At 53.7% G+C, this 17,391-nt stretch carries 18 protein-coding genes and 1 riboswitch; of the genes, 2 read left to right on the top strand and 16 right to left on the bottom strand.

Going from position 1 to position 17,391, the window contains the following annotated elements; genetic code table 11:
• Window positions 1-25: 25 nt before the first annotated feature.
• From KNP85_RS03785 to KNP85_RS03775, 3 genes are all read right to left on the bottom strand, one after another.
• Complete coding sequence (locus KNP85_RS03785) at window positions 26-1,666, bottom strand: IS1182 family transposase (protein WP_251136203.1); 1,641 nt, start codon at window positions 1,664-1,666, stop codon at window positions 26-28.
• A 179-nt stretch (window positions 1,667-1,845) separates the two neighbouring features.
• Window positions 1,846-2,562, bottom strand: a complete 717-nt coding sequence (locus KNP85_RS03780; RefSeq protein WP_021065554.1) for an alpha/beta fold hydrolase — start codon at window positions 2,560-2,562, stop codon at window positions 1,846-1,848.
• 89 nt (window positions 2,563-2,651) lie between these two features.
• Window positions 2,652-3,122 carry a GNAT family N-acetyltransferase gene (locus tag KNP85_RS03775; protein WP_029595141.1) on the bottom strand — a complete coding sequence of 157 codons (471 nt, stop codon included), beginning with the start codon at window positions 3,120-3,122 and terminating at the stop codon, window positions 2,652-2,654.
• A gap of 164 nt (window positions 3,123-3,286) precedes the next feature.
• Here KNP85_RS03775 and KNP85_RS03770 point away from each other — a divergent pair, with 164 nt between their 5' ends.
• A complete protein-coding gene (locus KNP85_RS03770) occupies window positions 3,287-3,784 on the top strand; it encodes a hypothetical protein (protein ID WP_029595140.1) in 498 nt (165 codons plus the stop codon).
• Window positions 3,785-3,823: 39 nt separating this feature from the next.
• Here KNP85_RS03770 and metK read toward each other — a convergent pair whose 3' ends face one another.
• Complete coding sequence (gene metK, locus KNP85_RS03765) at window positions 3,824-5,032, bottom strand: methionine adenosyltransferase (RefSeq protein ID WP_021065551.1); 1,209 nt, start codon at window positions 5,030-5,032, stop codon at window positions 3,824-3,826.
• A 132-nt stretch (window positions 5,033-5,164) separates the two neighbouring features.
• Window positions 5,165-5,284: riboswitch (SAM riboswitch) on the bottom strand.
• A gap of 315 nt (window positions 5,285-5,599) precedes the next feature.
• Between metK and pckA the strand changes: the two genes are divergently transcribed.
• On the top strand, window positions 5,600-7,171 hold the full coding sequence (gene pckA, locus KNP85_RS03760; protein ID WP_214801431.1) for a phosphoenolpyruvate carboxykinase (ATP): 1,572 nt from the start codon (window positions 5,600-5,602) through the stop codon (window positions 7,169-7,171).
• A gap of 34 nt (window positions 7,172-7,205) precedes the next feature.
• Here the strand turns inward: pckA and KNP85_RS03755 are convergent, their stop codons facing one another.
• From KNP85_RS03755 to KNP85_RS03700, 12 genes are all read right to left on the bottom strand, one after another.
• Window positions 7,206-7,961: an alpha/beta hydrolase family protein gene (locus KNP85_RS03755; RefSeq protein WP_021065549.1), complete on the bottom strand. Its 756-nt coding sequence runs from the start codon at window positions 7,959-7,961 to the stop codon at window positions 7,206-7,208.
• Entirely contained in the window at window positions 7,942-8,415 is a 474-nt protein-coding gene (gene ytkD, locus KNP85_RS03750) for an RNA deprotection pyrophosphohydrolase (RefSeq protein WP_021065548.1), read from the bottom strand. Before ytkD ends, KNP85_RS03755 begins: the two co-directional genes overlap by 20 nt.
• A gap of 98 nt (window positions 8,416-8,513) precedes the next feature.
• On the bottom strand, window positions 8,514-9,866 hold the full coding sequence (locus KNP85_RS03745; protein ID WP_214801428.1) for a glucose-6-phosphate isomerase: 1,353 nt from the start codon (window positions 9,864-9,866) through the stop codon (window positions 8,514-8,516).
• Window positions 9,867-9,972: 106 nt separating this feature from the next.
• Entirely contained in the window at window positions 9,973-11,136 is a 1,164-nt protein-coding gene (locus KNP85_RS03740; protein WP_021065546.1) for an iron-containing alcohol dehydrogenase, read from the bottom strand.
• 68 nt (window positions 11,137-11,204) lie between these two features.
• Window positions 11,205-12,203 carry a Gfo/Idh/MocA family protein gene (locus KNP85_RS03735; protein ID WP_021065545.1) on the bottom strand — a complete coding sequence of 333 codons (999 nt, stop codon included), beginning with the start codon at window positions 12,201-12,203 and terminating at the stop codon, window positions 11,205-11,207.
• Between the two features lie 94 nt (window positions 12,204-12,297).
• Window positions 12,298-12,690: a S1 domain-containing post-transcriptional regulator GSP13 gene (yugI, locus tag KNP85_RS03730; protein WP_016509788.1), complete on the bottom strand. Its 393-nt coding sequence runs from the start codon at window positions 12,688-12,690 to the stop codon at window positions 12,298-12,300.
• A gap of 194 nt (window positions 12,691-12,884) precedes the next feature.
• Window positions 12,885-14,129: a lysine N(6)-hydroxylase/L-ornithine N(5)-oxygenase family protein gene (locus tag KNP85_RS03725; protein WP_214801426.1), complete on the bottom strand. Its 1,245-nt coding sequence runs from the start codon at window positions 14,127-14,129 to the stop codon at window positions 12,885-12,887.
• A gap of 58 nt (window positions 14,130-14,187) precedes the next feature.
• The gene (locus KNP85_RS03720; RefSeq protein WP_021065543.1) at window positions 14,188-15,375 is read right to left on the bottom strand and encodes an aminotransferase; all 1,188 of its coding nucleotides are present in this window, start codon (window positions 15,373-15,375) and stop codon (window positions 14,188-14,190) included.
• Window positions 15,372-15,866, bottom strand: a complete 495-nt coding sequence (locus KNP85_RS03715; protein WP_021065542.1) for an Lrp/AsnC family transcriptional regulator — start codon at window positions 15,864-15,866, stop codon at window positions 15,372-15,374. Before KNP85_RS03715 ends, KNP85_RS03720 begins: the two co-directional genes overlap by 4 nt.
• A 2-nt stretch (window positions 15,867-15,868) precedes the next feature.
• Window positions 15,869-16,669, bottom strand: coding sequence for a glycosyltransferase family 2 protein (locus KNP85_RS03710; RefSeq protein WP_214801423.1), 801 nt, complete (start codon window positions 16,667-16,669; stop codon window positions 15,869-15,871).
• Window positions 16,666-16,914, bottom strand: a complete 249-nt coding sequence (locus KNP85_RS03705) for a NifU N-terminal domain-containing protein (RefSeq protein ID WP_021065540.1) — start codon at window positions 16,912-16,914, stop codon at window positions 16,666-16,668. Before KNP85_RS03705 ends, KNP85_RS03710 begins: the two co-directional genes overlap by 4 nt.
• A gap of 12 nt (window positions 16,915-16,926) precedes the next feature.
• Window positions 16,927-17,160: a DUF1871 family protein gene (locus KNP85_RS03700; RefSeq protein ID WP_021065539.1), complete on the bottom strand. Its 234-nt coding sequence runs from the start codon at window positions 17,158-17,160 to the stop codon at window positions 16,927-16,929.
• Window positions 17,161-17,391: the final 231 nt, after the last annotated feature.

Below are 17,391 nucleotides of genomic sequence, written 5' to 3'. Positions count from 1 at the left end.
GAGGCTGGGACATAACTAGCCAGTTCTAAAGTATTTCAATCAAAAAGAGGGGTCCGGTCACCGATTTTCGGTGACCGGACCCCTTCTTTGTACTTCGGGCGACAACGGTGGCGATGAACTTCCGCAGGTTCACCGCCATGAGCGCGAAGCCGAGCTCGCGTCTCACGCGCTGTTTTCCCCTGACGGAGAAGCGGGTGAAACCCAAATTGGCCTTCAGATATCCAAAAACTGGTTCCACGTCCGTCTTGCGTCTGGCGTAGAGGGCACCCGTTTTCTCATCCGAAAGCAGCGTTCTCGTCATATGCTTTTGTTCTTCCCAGGCCACGTTCACACCGACCTGGCGGTGGCTCCCTTCCTCGGCCTTTGTGCACAGGTCGCGGAACGGACACCCGCCGCAGTCCTCGCTCAGATACATGCGGGACTCGCGGACGAACCCGTCCCTGTCGGTCTTACGGGATTCGTGGCTGAACGGGAGCCGTCTCCCGTCCGGGCAGGTGAACGTATCGGACTCCCTGTCGTACGCCCAGTTCGAGATGTTGAACGGGTTCTCGCGCCACTTCTTCTTCTGTTCCTTCCGGTACATCGTGTACGGGATCAAGGGAACGCGCCCCCGGCGCTCGAGGATGTCCGTGTAGTTCGGCTGGCTCCCATATCCCGCATCGGCGACGATGTAGGCGGGTAACTCGAGGAACGTTTCGACCTCGTCAAGGAACGGGGCCAACGTCCTCATGTCGGTCGGGTTCGGAAAGACGTCATACGCCAGCGTGTACTGGCCCGAGGTCGCGATCTGGACATTGTAGCCGGGCTTCAATTGTCCGTTCTTCATGTGATCATCCTTCATCCGCATGAACGTCGCGTCCCTGTCGGTCTTCGAGTAACTGTTCCGCGTGCCGAAGGCGGCCATGTGTTCCTCGTATCGGCGTTTCCGGGCAGCGAAGTCGGAGGCCTGCTTGCGGAGGCGGCGGGGTTCCTTGCGTCTCGCGCGCAGTCGTTTGCGTTCCTCGACGTCGGTCGTCGACGCGATTTCCTCATCGATCGCGTCGACCTTTTCCCCGAGTCGCGCCGCGACCTCCTCGAGTTCTTCGACCGAGAGCGCCTCCGGGCTCTCGCGCTCGATCTCTGGGATGACCTGCTCGGCCATCAGCTCCTCGTACAGCCGGTTCGACTTCTCGACGAGTGCGGCGCTGTATTTCTCGACGGCCTTCCTCCAGACGAAGGTGTATCGGTTCGCGTTCGCCTCGAGTTTCGTGCCATCGATGAAGATCGCCTCCTGGTCGATCTCACCCGCCTCGACGAGGTGGCAACGGAACGTGACGAAGGCGGACTTCAGGACCGGGGCGACGTCCGGATGGACTCGGAACCGATTGATCGTCCGATAGCTCGGCTCGTGTCCCTGGGCGAGCCACATCATGCGCAGGCTGTCCTTGAGAAGGCCCTCGATCTTCCGGCCCGAGAACACGGACTGCGTGTACGCGCAGAGGACGATCTTCATCATCATCCGCGGGTGATAGGCCGGGCAGCCCGTCGTTCGCCAGAACGTCTCGAACGCCTCGTCCGGGATCTGTTCGACGAGGTCGTGGACGGCGAAGGCGATGTCGTTCTCCGGGAGCCGAACTTCTAAATCTAGGGGCAAAACCAACTGGTTCATGGTATACTCTTTGTACATAGGGGCACCTCCAAAGTTATGGTTTGGTCACTTTAACTTTATCAGAGGTCGCCCCTATCTGTTTATATCGAAATGTGCGTACGAACCCATAAAAAGGAGAAGAGGCCACCTGGCGCGAACGAGTCGCGCCAGGTGGCCTCTTTCTTATAAATCTACTGAGTTATGTCCCAGCCTCGATTTCATTCTCGAATCAATTCATAAAACGTGATGAGCGTCTCCGCGAACTTCGTATTCAATCGTTCATAGCCGAAGTGCGGGAACCCTTCGAGCCGACGAATATACACTTGGTCGCCGCCGATTTTCCGGCAGACGTTGAGTGTCAATTTCACATCGGCGAAGCGATCGTCCGGTGCGTAGAAACAAGCGAGCGGCAGACGCGGCAGATGTTTCTTCTCTTCTTGATGCTCGACGATTTCCTCTTCGATTTCACGGTATTGACCGTACGTGATCTCCCCGAAGCGCGACGACTCTTCCCCGCCACCCATGAACGTCATCATGCCGAGCGGAAGGTCAGGACGGAAACGGTCGACCGCACTGGCCACGACTTGTTTCAGTCCGCCGATTTGGCGGGACGGATGCCAGTCGAACAGCGGTGAGATGTACGTCAGACTGCCGAGCGGCACGTCATATTCCTGGAGCAAGCGGTTCGTCAACAACGCCCCGAGACTGAACGCGATGACGTGAATCGGCAGCTTGTACTGACTCGCCTCACGTAACGTGTTCTTGATTAACAATTTATGGTCTTCCGCCGTCAAACCGACCGTCTGGCCGGTCACGACGAGGACTTCATACTCGTCCCGCAACCGTCCTAAAAACGCCTCACTCAAACGCGACGTGAACTGGAGCGGATACACGATCACGATGACCCCTTTTCGTGATTCTTCTTCATAAGCCATGCTGTCACCTCATTTTGTTATCACATATCTTTATACTAACAAAAAACATCAGCCGAGACTGATGTTTGGTTGAAAATCCGTCTAGGGTCTTAGCGCGGGTCGTACCGTAAATGAATCAGCTCCATCGGTTGATCGTACACTTCCTCTTGGATGCGATTCAGTTCGATGAACGCCTCATGACTCAAAAAAGCGATGGCTTGCTCGTTCGAGCTTTCGACGTACAGCTCGATCGGTTGGACTTTCCGTTCCCGTAGATGCGACAACAGTGCCGTCCCTAGGCCTTGGCGGTGATGAGCCGGATGAAGATAGAGACGGAGTACTTCCCATGTGTCCCCGCGGTCGATGGCGTGATAGAAGCCGATGACGTCGCCTTCGGCCTCACCGACAATGAACAACTGCTCTTTCGCTTCCTCGCTTGAACTGATGGCGCGGACGATCTCTTCTTGTTGATAGGCGCGTTCCATTACTTTCGAACGAACCTCGTCTCGTTCACTGACCGTCGCGAGCGCAATGTCGCGGATGGTGGCGGCATCTTCTGGCACGGCTTCTCGAATCTTCATAACGGCATCCCCCTTTTGGCCAATCTAGTAGTAACATTCCCCATCGGCAAAAAAATATCCTGCCCGTTCATTACTTTTTGATGTCGAAATGAAGGAAGACGTTATTTTCCATTTTGTGTCGGGTATAAGAGTATCAATGCCAACTTACAAAAAGGAGTGTTACCATGGAACCGAAACTACAACACGATCCACAAGTCGAGCAAGCCAATCATCCGAACCGTCAGTTTGAACAAACGAACACAGGAGGTCCAAAAATCACAGTCGTGACCGGGATGCTCCTCGGCGCCCTCGTCGGCGGCCTACTCGCCTTACTTAGCACGTCAAACCGTGAGAACACGAAACAATCGTTCTCGAGCGCGAAGTCATCGGTCGGCGGTCTCGTCGATACGGTCAAACAAGACCCGGCCGGAACGGCGTCACAAGTCATCGGTCAAGTGAAAGCAGCGAGCGAGGTCATTCAAGACGTCGCGACCGACGTGCAAAACGTCTATGAAAAAGTCGCCGGTGAAGTCGACACGGTCAAACAAGACGTGAACAAAGTCGTCGGGACGGCGCAAGAAGCGAAATCGGATTTACAATCGATCGGCGAGAAAGTCGTCGAAGCGAAAGATACGGCACTTGGCAAAGAGAACTCAACAACTGAAGACAAGCCGCAAGCCTAAAAAAAACGACCTTTCGAGTGAAAGGTCGTTTTTCTATGCTTATGCGAAACGTTTCGCGCCTTCTTCGAGCACTGCCGCTTTGTCCGTTTGCTCCCATGGGAGTTCAACGTCTGTACGACCAAAGTGGCCGTAAGCTGCTGTCTGCTTGTAGATTGGGCGACGAAGGTCGAGCATCTTGATGATGCCGGCCGGACGGAGGTCGAAGTTCTCACGAATGAGTTCGACGAGCTCAGTCTCGCTCAATTTGCCTGTGCCGAACGTATCAACCGCGATCGATACCGGGTGAGCAACACCGATTGCGTAAGCAAGTTGAACTTCTGCTTTGTCAGCAAGTCCCGCTGCAACGAGGTTTTTCGCCACGTAACGAGCTGCATACGCTGCTGAACGGTCAACTTTGGTAGGATCTTTACCTGAGAACGCGCCGCCGCCGTGACGAGCGTATCCACCGTACGTATCGACGATGATTTTGCGTCCTGTGAGGCCTGCATCCCCTTGTGGTCCACCGATTACGAAGCGGCCAGTCGGGTTGATGAAGTATTTCGTGTCCGCGTCGATGAGTTCAGCCGGGATGACTGCATCGATGACGTGCTCTTTCAAATCAGCTTGGATTTGCTCGAGCGTGATGTCTTCCGCGTGTTGTGTCGAGATGACGATTGTGTCGATGCGAACTGGGTTGTTCGCTTCGTCGTATTCGACTGTCACTTGTGTCTTACCGTCTGGGCGAAGGTAAGCGAGCGTGCCGTTCTTACGAACTTCTGCCAAACGACGTGACAATTTGTGAGCGAGTGAAATCGGGAGCGGCATGAGTTCCGGCGTCTCTTTTGTTGCGTAACCGAACATGAGACCTTGGTCACCAGCACCGATCGCATCGATTTCTTCTTCAGTCATTTGTCCTTCACGAGCTTCGAGCGCTTGGTCAACACCTTGCGCGATGTCTACCGATTGCTCATCGATCGATGTGAGGACAGCACAAGTCTCTGCATCGAAACCATATTTCGCACGTGTGTAGCCGATCTCACGAACAGTTTCACGAACAACTTTCGGGATATCCACGTAAGTTGATGTTGTGATTTCACCTGCTACGAGCACGAGACCTGTTGTGACAGACGTCTCAGCCGCAACGCGGGCGTTTGGATCTTCAGCTAAAATTGCATCCAAAATCGCATCTGAGATTTGGTCACAAATTTTATCCGGATGTCCTTCCGTGACGGACTCCGAAGTGAAAAGTCGACGGTTCAAGTTTGCCATTTCGAAAAACCTCCTATAATAAAGGGTGATGTGTGGACGGTACTCGTTCCCCTTACGCGTTGCTTTGGGACGGTAATGAAAAAAACCTCTCGCCATGTTCAAATGGGAAAGGTTGAATCGTTCTTCCTTACCCTCTTATCGTTCGAAGCTTACGCTTCGCTTCAGGATAGCACCTTTTCCGAATAACAATGAAAAATCGGACGGTTGCTGGGCTTCGTAGGGCCTTGTTCCCTCCACCGCTCAGAATAAGAGTATCCGTTACGAAGACCATCATATAAATGACACCCCGTTCTGTCAAGCGTATCGACCGAATTCGTCAAACTTTTCACAAACGGTCAAATAGTTATGTTTGTGAAATATCAAACATTTTTTTGTCCGTTTTGGTTTTTGTACTATGACCTGGTACAGAATATGTTAGAATGACAATGTAAGAAAGCGCTTACTTTAAAGGGTAAAAAATGCTTGTTTTTGATTAGTATGTCACATATAATAAAAACGTCATACTGATTAAACGCGGAAGTATGCGGATTTCATCCACATCTATTTAGGGGAAAGGTGGGATTCAGGATGGCGACAACGCTCCTGAAAATCGAAGAATTAATTAAAGGTGCCGACATGATGCGGAACTTGACGGTTCCAGAACTGGTGGAAGAAGCCATTCGCAACGGTGAAGGCGTACTGACGAAAGACGGGGCTTTATCGGTCAGTACCGGGAAATTCACAGGACGGTCACCGAAAGACAAATTCGTCGTGCAAGATGAAGTCAGCAATCATTTAGTAGACTGGGGTCCAGTCAACCAACCGATCGCGGAAGAGAAGTTCACCGCGCTACTCGACAAAGTGTTGACGCACCTCGAAACGAAAGACAAGCTCTATTATCTCGAGGCTTCTGCGGGGGCAGACGAGCACTATACGCTCCCGGTCCGTGCCATCACGGAATACGCGTGGCACAATTTGTTCGCCAAACAGTTGTTCTTGCGTGAATGGCCGACGAAAGGTGCCTTCGAGCCCTTCACGGTCATCTATGCACCGAGTTATAAGGCCGATCCATTCATCGACGGGACGAACTCCGAAACGTTCATTCTCGTCTCATTCGCCAAGCGGACCATTCTGATCGGGGGAACAGAATACGGCGGTGAGATTAAAAAATCGATTTTCTCGGTCATGAACTTCTTGTTGCCGGAACAACATGTGTTATCGATGCACTGCTCGGCGAACGTATCGGACGCCGGCGAGACGGCCCTTTTCTTCGGTCTATCGGGAACTGGGAAGACGACACTGTCGGCCGACCCGGAACGCCATTTGATTGGGGATGACGAGCACGGTTGGTCACCCGACGGCGTCTTCAATATCGAGGGCGGTTGCTACGCGAAGACGATCAATTTGTCGCGCGAGAACGAGCCGGAAATCTACGATGCCATCCGTTTCGGCTCATTGATTGAGAACGTCGTCTTAGACGAGAACCGGGCACCGGATTATAAGAATATCTCGCTCACCGAGAACACACGGGCCGCCTATCCGATTCAATTCATCGATAACGCGATGCTTCCGTCACGGGCCGGTCATCCGAACACGATCGTCTTCTTGACGGCCGATGCATACGGGGTATTGCCTCCAATCAGCAAATTGACGAAAGAGCAGGCGATGTACCACTTCTTGTCAGGGTATACGTCAAAACTCGCCGGCACGGAGCGCGGCGTCACTGAACCACAGGCGACGTTCTCGACCTGCTTCGGGTCACCGTTCTTGCCGCTCGCACCGGAGCGCTATGCGGACATGCTCGGTACGCTGATTGAGAAGCACGACGTCGACGTCTATCTCGTCAACACGGGTTGGACCGGCGGCGCGTACGGAGAAGGATCACGGATGAAGCTCGCCTATACACGGGCGATGGTGAACGCGGCGGTCAACGGCAAATTGCGTGACGTCGAGACGACGCGCCACGACATTTTCAATGTCGAGATTCCACGCCACATTGACGGCGTGCCAGGCGACGTGCTCAATCCGCGGGACACATGGAAAGACGGAGCGCGCTACGATGCCGAAGCAACGGCGCTCGCCCGGAAGTTCCAGGACAATTTCAAACGATTCACGAAAGCGAGTGAGGCGGTCGTTGCGGCCGGACCAATCATCGTATAACGAAAAATGAGACGATTGCCGATTCGGCAGCGTCTCATTTTTTTGAGTTGGCGAGCATCCATTCCATCGCCGCATCGGTCGTCTTCCATTTTTCCCAAAACGGGAGTTGATGGGCGAACGGGACGACCCAAAGTTCGGCCCGCTCCCCCATCCGTTCCGCTACCGCCGTCGCATGGCGCAGGCGGACTTGTTCATCATCGGTGCCGTGAATCAACAACGTCGGTGCATCCCATTCCTTGTAGAGCGGCGAGCGCTCAACATAAGCGGCACGGGCCGCTTCCGGGTCGCCCCCGGTCATACGGCGCAACATCTTCCGCATCGAACGCTGTTCTTCATACGTCCACTCGAGATTGGTCACACCCGCCCATGACGTGACGGACGTGAGCGGTCGTTCCGCGGCGAGCGACAACGCCATCATGCCCCCGCGCGAGAAACCAAGGGCATGAATGAACGTATCCGTTCGACGGACACGATCGTAGAGAGACAGGACGTCCTCTAGATCGGCGCCGCCGAAGTCCTCTTTCCCGCTCCCGCCATGGTTACCCCGGTAAACGGGCGCCACGACGTGAAAACCTTTGGCAGCGAACTGCATCAACCGGGGCAAACGCACATCCCCGATGCGTCCTGTTCCGCCGCGCAGATAGAACAGGACATGTCCGTTCGGCCGTTTCGGTGTGATCGTATAGGCGACGACGTCCTCACCGTCACGCGTCGCATACCAGCCACGATGGACCGGATAACCGGCGTACGGCGGCAGGACCTCGACCTTGTCAAACCAATTGTTTTTCATAGAGCACCTTCATCGTTTCCGGGAGCACCCGGTCTTTCATCATGAAGCTGTACCGATTGTTCCGGAGCAGATTCGTCGGCAATTCCTTCATAAGGACGGCCCCATCGGTCTCGTCGACCGCCGGATGATCGTCGAAACGTTCGATTTCGGCGAAATAAATATTTTTAATGACCGTGTCGCCACGCCCAAGCACGCGATATTGGCCGAGATAATGGAGCGTCTTCACGACACCGCCCGTCTCTTCATACACTTCCCGAATCGCGGCGTCATCCTCGTGTTCGCCGGGTTCGACTTTCCCACCCGGAAACTCGAGCCCGCGCTGCTTGTGCTTCGTCAGCACCCATTGATTTTCAAAGCGAGCGACGACCCAAACGTGGAGCGGTGTATCCGAAAATGGATAGTGCGCAAAGCTCAACTCGACTTTATTGTGATAGTAGTCCGTGAATGTCAACATAGTCCATCCCTTTCTTTCCCCTGTCTACTCTCACTTTACCTTGTCTTCCACTAGTTTCAAACAAAAAAATAGGCCCGCCGGAGCGGACCTACTCAAAATTATTGGTTCAAGCGCTTTTCAAGCTCAGCTTTTTGCTCTTCGTAACCTGGTTTTCCAAGCAACGCGAACATGTTCGCTTTATACGCTTCAACGCCTGGTTGGTTGAACGGATTCACTCCGAGGATGTATCCGCTCATCGCGCATGCCTTCTCGAAGAAGTAGAACAAGTAACCGAGGTGGTACGGCGTCATCTCTGGCAATTCGACGACGAGGTTCGGGACTTCTCCGTCCGTGTGGGCGAGGAGTGTTCCTTCAGCTGCCTTGTCGTTGACGAATTGAATCGTCTCACCAGCGAGGAAGTTCAAGCCATCGAGGTCTTGTGAATCTTCCGGCACGTTCATCGCGTGACGGACGTTCGTGACACGGATAACCGTCTCGAACAAGTCACGACGACCTTCCTGAATGTATTGTCCCATCGAGTGGAGATCCGTCGAGAAGTCGACTGCCGCCGGGAAAATCCCTTTGTTGTCTTTCCCTTCTGACTCGCCATAAAGCTGTTTCCACCACTCCGATACGTAATGCAAGGCTGGTTCGTAGTTGACGAGCAACTCGATCGACTTGCCTTTCGCATATAAAGCGTTACGGACGACCGCGTACTGGTACGCTTCGTTTTCCGCCAAGTTCGGAGACGAGTAAGCCGTTTGGGCATCGCGTGCACCTTCCATGAGGGCGTCGATGTCGATGCCTGCTGCCGCGATCGGAAGGAGTCCGACCGGTGTGAGCACCGAGAAACGACCTCCAACGTCATCTGGAATCACGAACGTCTCGTAGCCTTCTGCATCCGCGAGCGTCTTCAAGGCGCCACGGGCACGGTCTGTCGTCGCATAAATGCGTTCACGTGCGCCATCTTGACCATACTTGTCTTCCATGAACTGTTTGAGGACACGGAACGCGATGGCCGGTTCAGTCGTCGTTCCCGATTTCGAGATGACGTTGACTGAGACGTCCTTGCCTTCGAGCACTTGGAGCAACTCCGTCAAGTATGTCGACGAGATGTTGTGGCCGGCGAAGAAGACTTGTGGTGCGTTGCGTTCTTCCTTAGATAACACGTTGAAGAATGAATGTTGGAGCATCTCGATTGCCGCGCGTGCGCCGAGGTATGATCCACCGATTCCGACGACGACGAGGACGTCCGAATTTTCACGGATTCGTTCCGCAGCCGCTTTGATGCGAGCAAATTCATCCGTATCGTAGTTTGTTGGAAGGTCGACCCACCCAAGGAAATCGCTACCTGCCCCACTGCGGTCATGAATGACCGAATGCATTGCTTTCACGGTTTCTTGCAATTGATCGACTTCATGTTCCCCGACGAAAGACAGGGCGTTTGAATAATCGAAACGTACTGTTGACATGTCATTTCCTCCTTTAAATCGCTCATTGAAGAGCCATACATGACCCATCATAAACGGAAACGTCGGATTCGTTCAATCATTATTGCAAAATAGGCATGAAATCGCCTTATTTGCTCAGTTCAAGAATCGCTGCGACGTCTTCACGTTCGAGCGTACGGAAGCGACCGAATGCGCCTCGTTTCATCGCCGAGTCGAGGATGGCGTCAAATGTCGATTCATCGATGTCATAGTCACGGAGTGAGCTTGGTGCACCGAGCTCGTCGAAGAAGGCGCGGACAGCTGCAATCGTCCGTTTCGCCGTCTCAAGATCGTTACTGGCCGGTTCAACGTTGAACACTTCCGTCCCGAGGCGTGCAAATCGAGCAGCGTTGTCTTCTTCAAGCACATGCTCCATCCAGCGCGGGAACAAGATTGCGAGTCCGCCTGCGTGTGGAATGTCATGGACAGCCGAGACCGCATGCTCGATGTTGTGTGACGCCCAGTCGCCCGAGGCGCCCATTTGGAGCACACCGTTCAAGGCGATTGTTCCGGCGAACAAGATGATGGCGCGCAAGTCGACGTTCTCCAAGTCATTGACGAGTTTCGGTGCCGATTCGACGACCGCTTTCAACACACCTTCCGTCATACGCTCTTGGACCGGCGCATGGTTCGGGTGGAAGTATTGCTCGAAGCAATGGCTCATCATGTCGACGATACCGTAAATCGTTTGATCTTTCGGTACCGATACCGTATAACGCGGATCGAGAATCGAGAACGTCGGATAGACGAGCGGGTGACCCCAACCATATTTCTCTTGCGTCTCCCAGTTCGTGATGACCGAGCCCGAGTTCATTTCAGAACCAGTCGCCGCTAGCGTGAGCACCGTACCGAACGGGACCGCTTCTGTCGGGATGTGGTCGCGAAGCACGATATCCCAAGCATCGCCTTCATACGGGATGGCCGCCGAGATGAGTTTCGTACAATCGATGACCGAACCACCGCCAACCGCGAGCAACGCGTCGATGTTCTCTTCGCGTGCTTGTTTGACCGCGCGACGTACCGTCTCGATGCGCGGGTTCGGCTCGACGCCTGAGAAGTCGACGTAATCGATCCCAGCATTGTTTAACTCGGCCACGACTTCTTCGTACGTGCCGTTCTTTTTGATGCTCCCGCCTCCATAGACGAGCATCACTTTCTTGGCGTCAAGCGCCTGTAACTCGCTCGCGAGTTTTTCGATTTGATGAGTCCCGAAAATAAGTTTCGTCGGGTTTTTGTATTCAAAGTTGTGCATAATTCATCCTCCTTCGAAAATATGTAACACCTACACTATATACCCTGTTTTTTGTGATTGAAAAGCAATCAGGCCTGAGCGTAGATGCGGTCGATGATTGTATGGAGCGTCACCGCCTGTTCCGCTTGCTGGTACGACGGCTCCTGACGACACGCCTCGAGAAACGTGTGAATCTGTCTCGCATACGGGTCTTCGAGCGCGAGGTGAGCCGGTGTCTTATCGAACAACGCCCCGTGCTCTTCCGTATGGATGACGAGTGGGAACAGCGACGCGCCACCGTTCGTTCCACGCAGTTCGACCCGCATCGTGTCCGCCGCGTCGACGTTGGCCATGAAACTCGCGTCTAAGAACAAGGATGCCCCATTATCGAACGTGACCATCGCCCGCGCCGTGTCTTCGACCGAAAACGCGTCCGCGTCCCAATCGCCCATCAGCCCGACACCAGGTCGTGTTCCGAGATATTGACCGACGTGACCGACCACATCGACCGGCTTCGGATAATCCATCAAATAGAGGGCAAGGTCGAGCATATGCACCCCGATATCGAGCAGTGCGCCGCCGCCCTGCAACTCTTTATTCGTGAACACGCCCCATCCCGGGATGCCACGGCGCCGAAGGGCGAGCGCGGTCGCGGCATAGATGTGTCCGAGTTCACCCGCCTCGATCATCCGCTTCAATAGTTGGGTATCCGACCGATGCCGGTAATGGAAGCCATAATGAAGGGTTCGCTCAGCTCGTCTGGCCGCTTCTAGCATCTCGTTCGCCTCGTAAGCCGAGATGGCCGGCGGTTTCTCGCAGAGGACGTGACAGCCGGCCTCGAGTGCGGCAATGACTTGTTGTTTATGTAAGGCGTTCGGTGTACAGATGCTGACCGCATCGAGTGTCTCTTCGGCGAGCATCTCCTCGACCGTCTCGTACACCCGTTCGATTCCGAACTGCTTCGCCACCGCCTCCCCGCGTTCGCGTGTCCGATTCATGACGGCGACGACGTCTGCGCCTGCTGCGATGTATTGCGGGATGTGGGCGGTCTTGGCAATCCCGCCCGTACCGATGATTCCGATTTTCATGGTCCTCACTCCTTTTCTGTACTGTTCGTGAACGTGTGGGACATTTCCTGTACAAAAAAAAGACGACCTGCACAGGGCAGGTCGTCTCAATCACTTACTTTTTGAAGTTCGTGTTTTTGATCCAGTCTTCGAGCTTGTCCTTGAGGACAGTGAAGCCTGGTGCTTCTTCTTGCTTGAAGTTTGAAGCTTCGTTGCGGCGTGGTGCGCCACGACGAGCTGGCTTAGCCGACTTCTCGCGTTTTGGAGCTTCTTGTGTCGCTTTCATTGAAAGCTTGATTTTCTTAGATGCTTCATCAACATCAAGAATTTTCACTTCAACTTCTTGACCGACTTGAACGTACTCGTTCACGTCTTTCACGTAGTCGTGTGAGATTTCAGAGATGTGGACAAGACCTTGAGTCTCGTCGTCGAGTGCGACGAACGCACCGAAAGGTTGGATTCCTGTTACTTTACCTTTTAAAACTTGATCTTTTTCGTATTTTGCCATTACAAACACTCCTATGCTAAATTCATCAACTTACTATAACATACTTTTTTCGATAAAGTGTACAAATTAGTAAAAAAGATTATTTGGGATTGTTTTTGTGTTTCAAAGTCGACGGGTCGGGTAAATACAAATCAAGCAAGACTTCAAGTATTCCCCCCTGATTCCGCTAGGCTAACGCCTAGCCCTTTTTTTGTTCAAAAACTTGTAAACGGTTGCTGCGCGGCCACATCAAACACCGTTTCCCCCACCATTTCATTCAACATGATTGCGTTTCGATACACTGCCATCCCCAAATTCGTCGCTGCCGGACCGTGCGAATGTTCTAAATTCGTATGGGTAAATAAACTTCCCGCCAATGTCGTCTTCGTCGCAATCTGATAGCGATTGTTGACACGCCACTGCTGCTCCGCCTCCCATTCGATGTCGAACCGTTCGACCCATGTCGGGATGCGCGGTCGATATCCGGTCGCCGCCACGACCGCATCATATTCACCCGTAAACGATTGTCCCGTATATTGTTGCGTCCCTTCGACAGTATAAACGATTTCGTGTGCGATGTGCTCGATTTCAATCTGAGTGTACAGGTTCGTCGCTTGATCACTTCCGTCCGCCGTCCGATGATACAAAAATCCATAAATCGCCCGAAGCGTCTCAGGATTGACCCCGTTCCGGAACCGCTCGAACGCTTTCCCGAGCTGCTCCCGCTCCGCAGAAGGCAATTGATTGAAATAGTCGACATACGGCAAGCTGAAAATTTCCTCGCCGAGCTTACCGCTCTCTAGTGATTCGAACACATCCGAGCGCGTCACCCAATCGATGCGTTGGCGCATTTTATCGGACCGGGTCAATAAGTCGAGATACACTTCAGCCGCGCTTTGACCGCTACCGATGATGACGATGCGATTGGTTTCAAGCAATCGCTCCCGCTCCATCCGATACGAACTCGTATGGACGACATCTTGGAAGGCGTCCGGGACAAGCGGTTCTGCTCCCGTACCAATGACGACGTGACGTGACGACAGCACCGTTTCCCCATCCGGTGTCTCGACCGTGACGAGAAACCCATCCGCCGCCGGACGGACATCGGTGACCCGGTGTGAGAACTTGATCGTGTCGAGCGAGGCGGCGACCGATTGTAAATACCGGTTGAACTCCGTCCGGGGAATTGTCGGGCTCTCCTGGACGATGAATGTCTGCAAGCGGCCGTTCTGTTTCAAATAGTTCAAATAACTGTGACGGTTCGTCGGATCGGCAAGCGTCACGAGATCATACAAGTAATGCGTCTGCATCGTCGCCGACTCGAGCAGCATGCCTTCGTGCCACTTGAAGTCGTCCCGTTCCTCAAAACAGACACCCTTCAATGACGTCGCTTCACTGAGCGCCATCAATCCGAGATTGTACGGCCCACAGCCGATTGCTACAAAATCCACTTGTTCCATTGGCTTCACCTCGCTCGTCTTTTCCCACCTATTATACCGCTAAAACGTAAACAGACCCTCATCGCTGAGAGTCTGTTGTTGTCGTCGTCACCTCGAACTGTTTCATAAACCGATCGATGCGACGAATCGCTTCTTGTAACTGTTCGACCGACGTCGCGTAACTGGCACGGACGAAACCTTCGCCACTCGCACCGAACGCGTTGCCCGGTACGACCGCGACCCGTTCCTCGAGCAAGAGACGCTCGGCGAACTCTTCGCTCGTCAAGCCCGTGTGACGGATTGACGGGAAGGCATAGAACGCGCCTCCCGGCACGTGCGTCGGTAATCCGGCGTCATTGAGGGCCTGGATGAAGTAGTTACGGCGCTGTCGATAGCTCTTCACCATCTTCGGTACATGTTGGTCGCGACTACGGAGCGCCTCGAGACCGCCGAATTGGACGAGTGTCGGGGCACACATCATGCCGTATTGATGGACTTTGAGCATCTCTCGCGTCACGACTTCCGGCGCGCATGTGAACCCGAGCCGCCAGCCCGTCATCGCGAACGCCTTCGAGAACCCGTTGACGACAATCGTCCGCTCGCGCATATCGTGGAGCGTCGCGAAACTCGTGAACGGCTCATCGTAAGACAGCTCGGCATAAATCTCATCGCTGACGACCCAGAGATCGTGTTTCGTCGCGAGTTCCGCAATTTCGGTGAGCTCTTCGCCCGTCATCGTGGCCCCGGTCGGATTCGATGGGAAACAGAGGAGCATCGCCTTCGTCCGTTCGGTGATGGCCGCCTCGACATCGTCCCGGTTCAAACGGAACCCGTTCTCCGGACGACAGGCGACAGGAACGACCGTCCCGCCAGCGAGTTCGATGAGCGGTCCGTATGAAACGAAGGCCGGCTCGACGACGATGACCTCGTCACCCGGGTTGAGGAGTGCCCGGAACGCGATATCGAGCGCTTGCGATGCGCCCGTTGTGACAATCAATTCCGTCGCCGGATCATACGTCGCCCCGAAGCGGTCCGTCATATAACTCGCGATTTCTTGTCGCAATTCGAGGAGTCCTGCGTTCGCGCTATAGGCCGTGTAGCCTTGCTCGAGCGCCGCATAGCTCGCCTCGCGCACGTTCCACGGCGTGATGAAATCTGGCTCCCCCACCCCGAGAGAGACGACATTTTCCATCGTTTGCGCCAAATCGAAGAATCGGCGAATGCCGGACGGCTTCATCGAGACGACTTGTTGGGATAGTGACTTCATGGCGTAATATTCAACCGTTTGTCTTCGACTTGTGGGGTGAATAAAATGCCATCATGCTTATACGTCTTCAATTTGAAGTGCGTCGTCGTCGAGACGACCGAGTCAAGCGGTGACAATTTGTCCGACACGAACGACGCGACGTCTTGAAGCGAGTTCGCCCGAATGACGACTTGCAGGTCGTAAGCCCCTGACATCAAATAGAGCGCCGTCACTTCCGGGAAGCGATAAATGCGTTCCGCGACCTCATCGAAACCACGACCCCGTTTCGGAGTGACTTTGACGTCGATGAACGCCGTGACATCGTGGCGATTGATTTTTTGCCAGTTGACCATCGCCCGGAAGCCGAGCAAGATGCCGTCCGCCTTGAACTTCTCGAGCATCGCCTCGACAGTCGCCTCGTCGGTCGCGAGCAAGTTCGCCAACAGTTTCGTCTCGAGGTAGCCTTTCTCTTCGAGCAGCTCGAGCAATTCCAGTTCTTTCGATGTATACATAGTTATTCTCCTTCCGTTCTACCGGGGAACGCCCCTGTGAACGTTCTCTCTGTCTGTCTCACATAGTCCCGTCGTTCGGCTTGGACGATATGGAAGTTCTTCATTTCCATATTGACCAAACCGTGCTTGTGACAGAACCGATCAAAGTAACGACGGCGCGTCTCGTCTTGTTTGGCCGACAAGTTGTCGGTGCCATTGAACGCATAGAGCACCGTCGCGCGGGCGGGATGCCGAATCGTCCCGACCTCACTGACACGTAGAATGAAATCCCAATCCCAGTAGTTATAAACGTCCTCGTCGAACGATCCAATCGTCTCGTGGAGCTGTTTTCGATACAGCGTGCCGGACGGGATGAACGTCGAGTCTTGACGGAGTCGTTCCAAATCGAGGTCGTAGGCGAACGCCTCCCAGTCGGTGACGCGTCGGCGTCCGTCTTCCCATATGAAGCGGAACAGTTCCGCATCCGTGAAGACGAGGTCGGCCGCGCGGATGTCCTCGAGCGCCTGCTCGAGATGTGTCGGCATGAGCAGATCGTCATCGTCGAGCAACAAGACATACTCGCCGTTCGCCTCTTGCACGCCGAGATTGCGGGCTTTGACGTGATGGTTCTCGCCAAGTTCGATATAACGAATCGACAATCGATTCAAAAAAGGCGCCAAAAGATGCTGTTTTGGCGGCCCGTCATTATTGATTACAAGTACTTCGAACTGTTGAAACGTCTGGACGACCAGGCTTTCCAGCAGTTCGGTCAGTTCTGTCTCCCGTGAATAGACCGGGATGACGATGGAAACGAGCGGGTTCATCCGCGGTAAGCAGTTTCGACGTGTGGCAAGATTGTTTCCCAGCTCACGCCATTCTCTTTTGATACCGTGACGAAATCGCCATAAGCGAATACGCTCTCCACGCCTTCGATGGCGACGAGTTTCGCGAGAAGCGGTTGGTCCGTCTCTTCGCCAGCTTTTACGCTTTGGCTTTTCGCGCCGAAGACGTTCTCAGGAAGTGTGATTTTCATTGCATTTGGATTCGGTGTTGGATCGATACGTAACATCGTGGTTCCCCCTTATAAGTGACAAGATTCTGAAGACGCGAGTAAGTGTGCCGCCATGGCCCGTGTTTCCGATTCGGTCGGACAGTCGCCGAACGCGTCTGTCAAAATCCGGCGAATCGTTTCATCCAACTCATCGATCGTGTCGATGTGGATGAGCGCCAAGGCGATATCATCAAACTCTGGTCCATACGACCCAAGCCCGTAACCGAGTGGGTCCCATGCTAATAATAAGTCTTCTGCTCTCATTTGTTAAACCCTTCTTTTTACCTTGATTTCAAATCGTACTCCCTCAATCTACCTCACTTTTCAATCCGATGCTAGTGAGCGTTCGAATTTCCCTCGTTTTCAAAAACAAGCGACCACTATATATAGTAATGAATCAACAGTGAAAAGAAGCAGGATTTTCTCAAAAAATAACGAAGGCGACTGCCGAATGAGGTCGTTCGCTTCTCGATTGACCGCTTACATAAAAATGAA

The sequence above is a fragment of the Exiguobacterium sp. s194 genome, assembly GCF_018618275.1.
Taxonomy (GTDB): Bacteria; Bacillota; Bacilli; order Exiguobacteriales; family Exiguobacteriaceae; genus Exiguobacterium; species Exiguobacterium chiriqhucha.
Note: the sequence above shows the minus strand (reverse complement) of the source record. Positions and strands in the feature narration are given on the sequence as shown.

Coding starts and splice junctions, on each gene's coding strand:
- KNP85_RS03785 (WP_251136203.1), bottom strand. CDS start 1,666: ATGTACAAAGAGTATACCATGAACCAGTTGGTTTTGCCCCTAGATTTA.
- KNP85_RS03780 (WP_021065554.1), bottom strand. CDS start 2,562: ATGGCTTATGAAGAAGAATCACGAAAAGGGGTCATCGTGATCGTGTAT.
- KNP85_RS03775 (WP_029595141.1), bottom strand. CDS start 3,122: ATGAAGATTCGAGAAGCCGTGCCAGAAGATGCCGCCACCATCCGCGAC.
- KNP85_RS03770 (WP_029595140.1), top strand. CDS start 3,287: ATGGAACCGAAACTACAACACGATCCACAAGTCGAGCAAGCCAATCAT.
- metK (WP_021065551.1), bottom strand. CDS start 5,032: ATGGCAAACTTGAACCGTCGACTTTTCACTTCGGAGTCCGTCACGGAA.
- pckA (WP_214801431.1), top strand. CDS start 5,600: ATGGCGACAACGCTCCTGAAAATCGAAGAATTAATTAAAGGTGCCGAC.
- KNP85_RS03755 (WP_021065549.1), bottom strand. CDS start 7,961: ATGAAAAACAATTGGTTTGACAAGGTCGAGGTCCTGCCGCCGTACGCC.
- ytkD (WP_021065548.1), bottom strand. CDS start 8,415: ATGTTGACATTCACGGACTACTATCACAATAAAGTCGAGTTGAGCTTT.
- KNP85_RS03745 (WP_214801428.1), bottom strand. CDS start 9,866: ATGTCAACAGTACGTTTCGATTATTCAAACGCCCTGTCTTTCGTCGGG.
- KNP85_RS03740 (WP_021065546.1), bottom strand. CDS start 11,136: ATGCACAACTTTGAATACAAAAACCCGACGAAACTTATTTTCGGGACT.
- KNP85_RS03735 (WP_021065545.1), bottom strand. CDS start 12,203: ATGAAAATCGGAATCATCGGTACGGGCGGGATTGCCAAGACCGCCCAC.
- yugI (WP_016509788.1), bottom strand. CDS start 12,690: ATGGCAAAATACGAAAAAGATCAAGTTTTAAAAGGTAAAGTAACAGGA.
- KNP85_RS03725 (WP_214801426.1), bottom strand. CDS start 14,129: ATGGAACAAGTGGATTTTGTAGCAATCGGCTGTGGGCCGTACAATCTC.
- KNP85_RS03720 (WP_021065543.1), bottom strand. CDS start 15,375: ATGAAGTCACTATCCCAACAAGTCGTCTCGATGAAGCCGTCCGGCATT.
- KNP85_RS03715 (WP_021065542.1), bottom strand. CDS start 15,866: ATGTATACATCGAAAGAACTGGAATTGCTCGAGCTGCTCGAAGAGAAA.
- KNP85_RS03710 (WP_214801423.1), bottom strand. CDS start 16,669: ATGAACCCGCTCGTTTCCATCGTCATCCCGGTCTATTCACGGGAGACA.
- KNP85_RS03705 (WP_021065540.1), bottom strand. CDS start 16,914: ATGTTACGTATCGATCCAACACCGAATCCAAATGCAATGAAAATCACA.
- KNP85_RS03700 (WP_021065539.1), bottom strand. CDS start 17,160: ATGAGAGCAGAAGACTTATTATTAGCATGGGACCCACTCGGTTACGGG.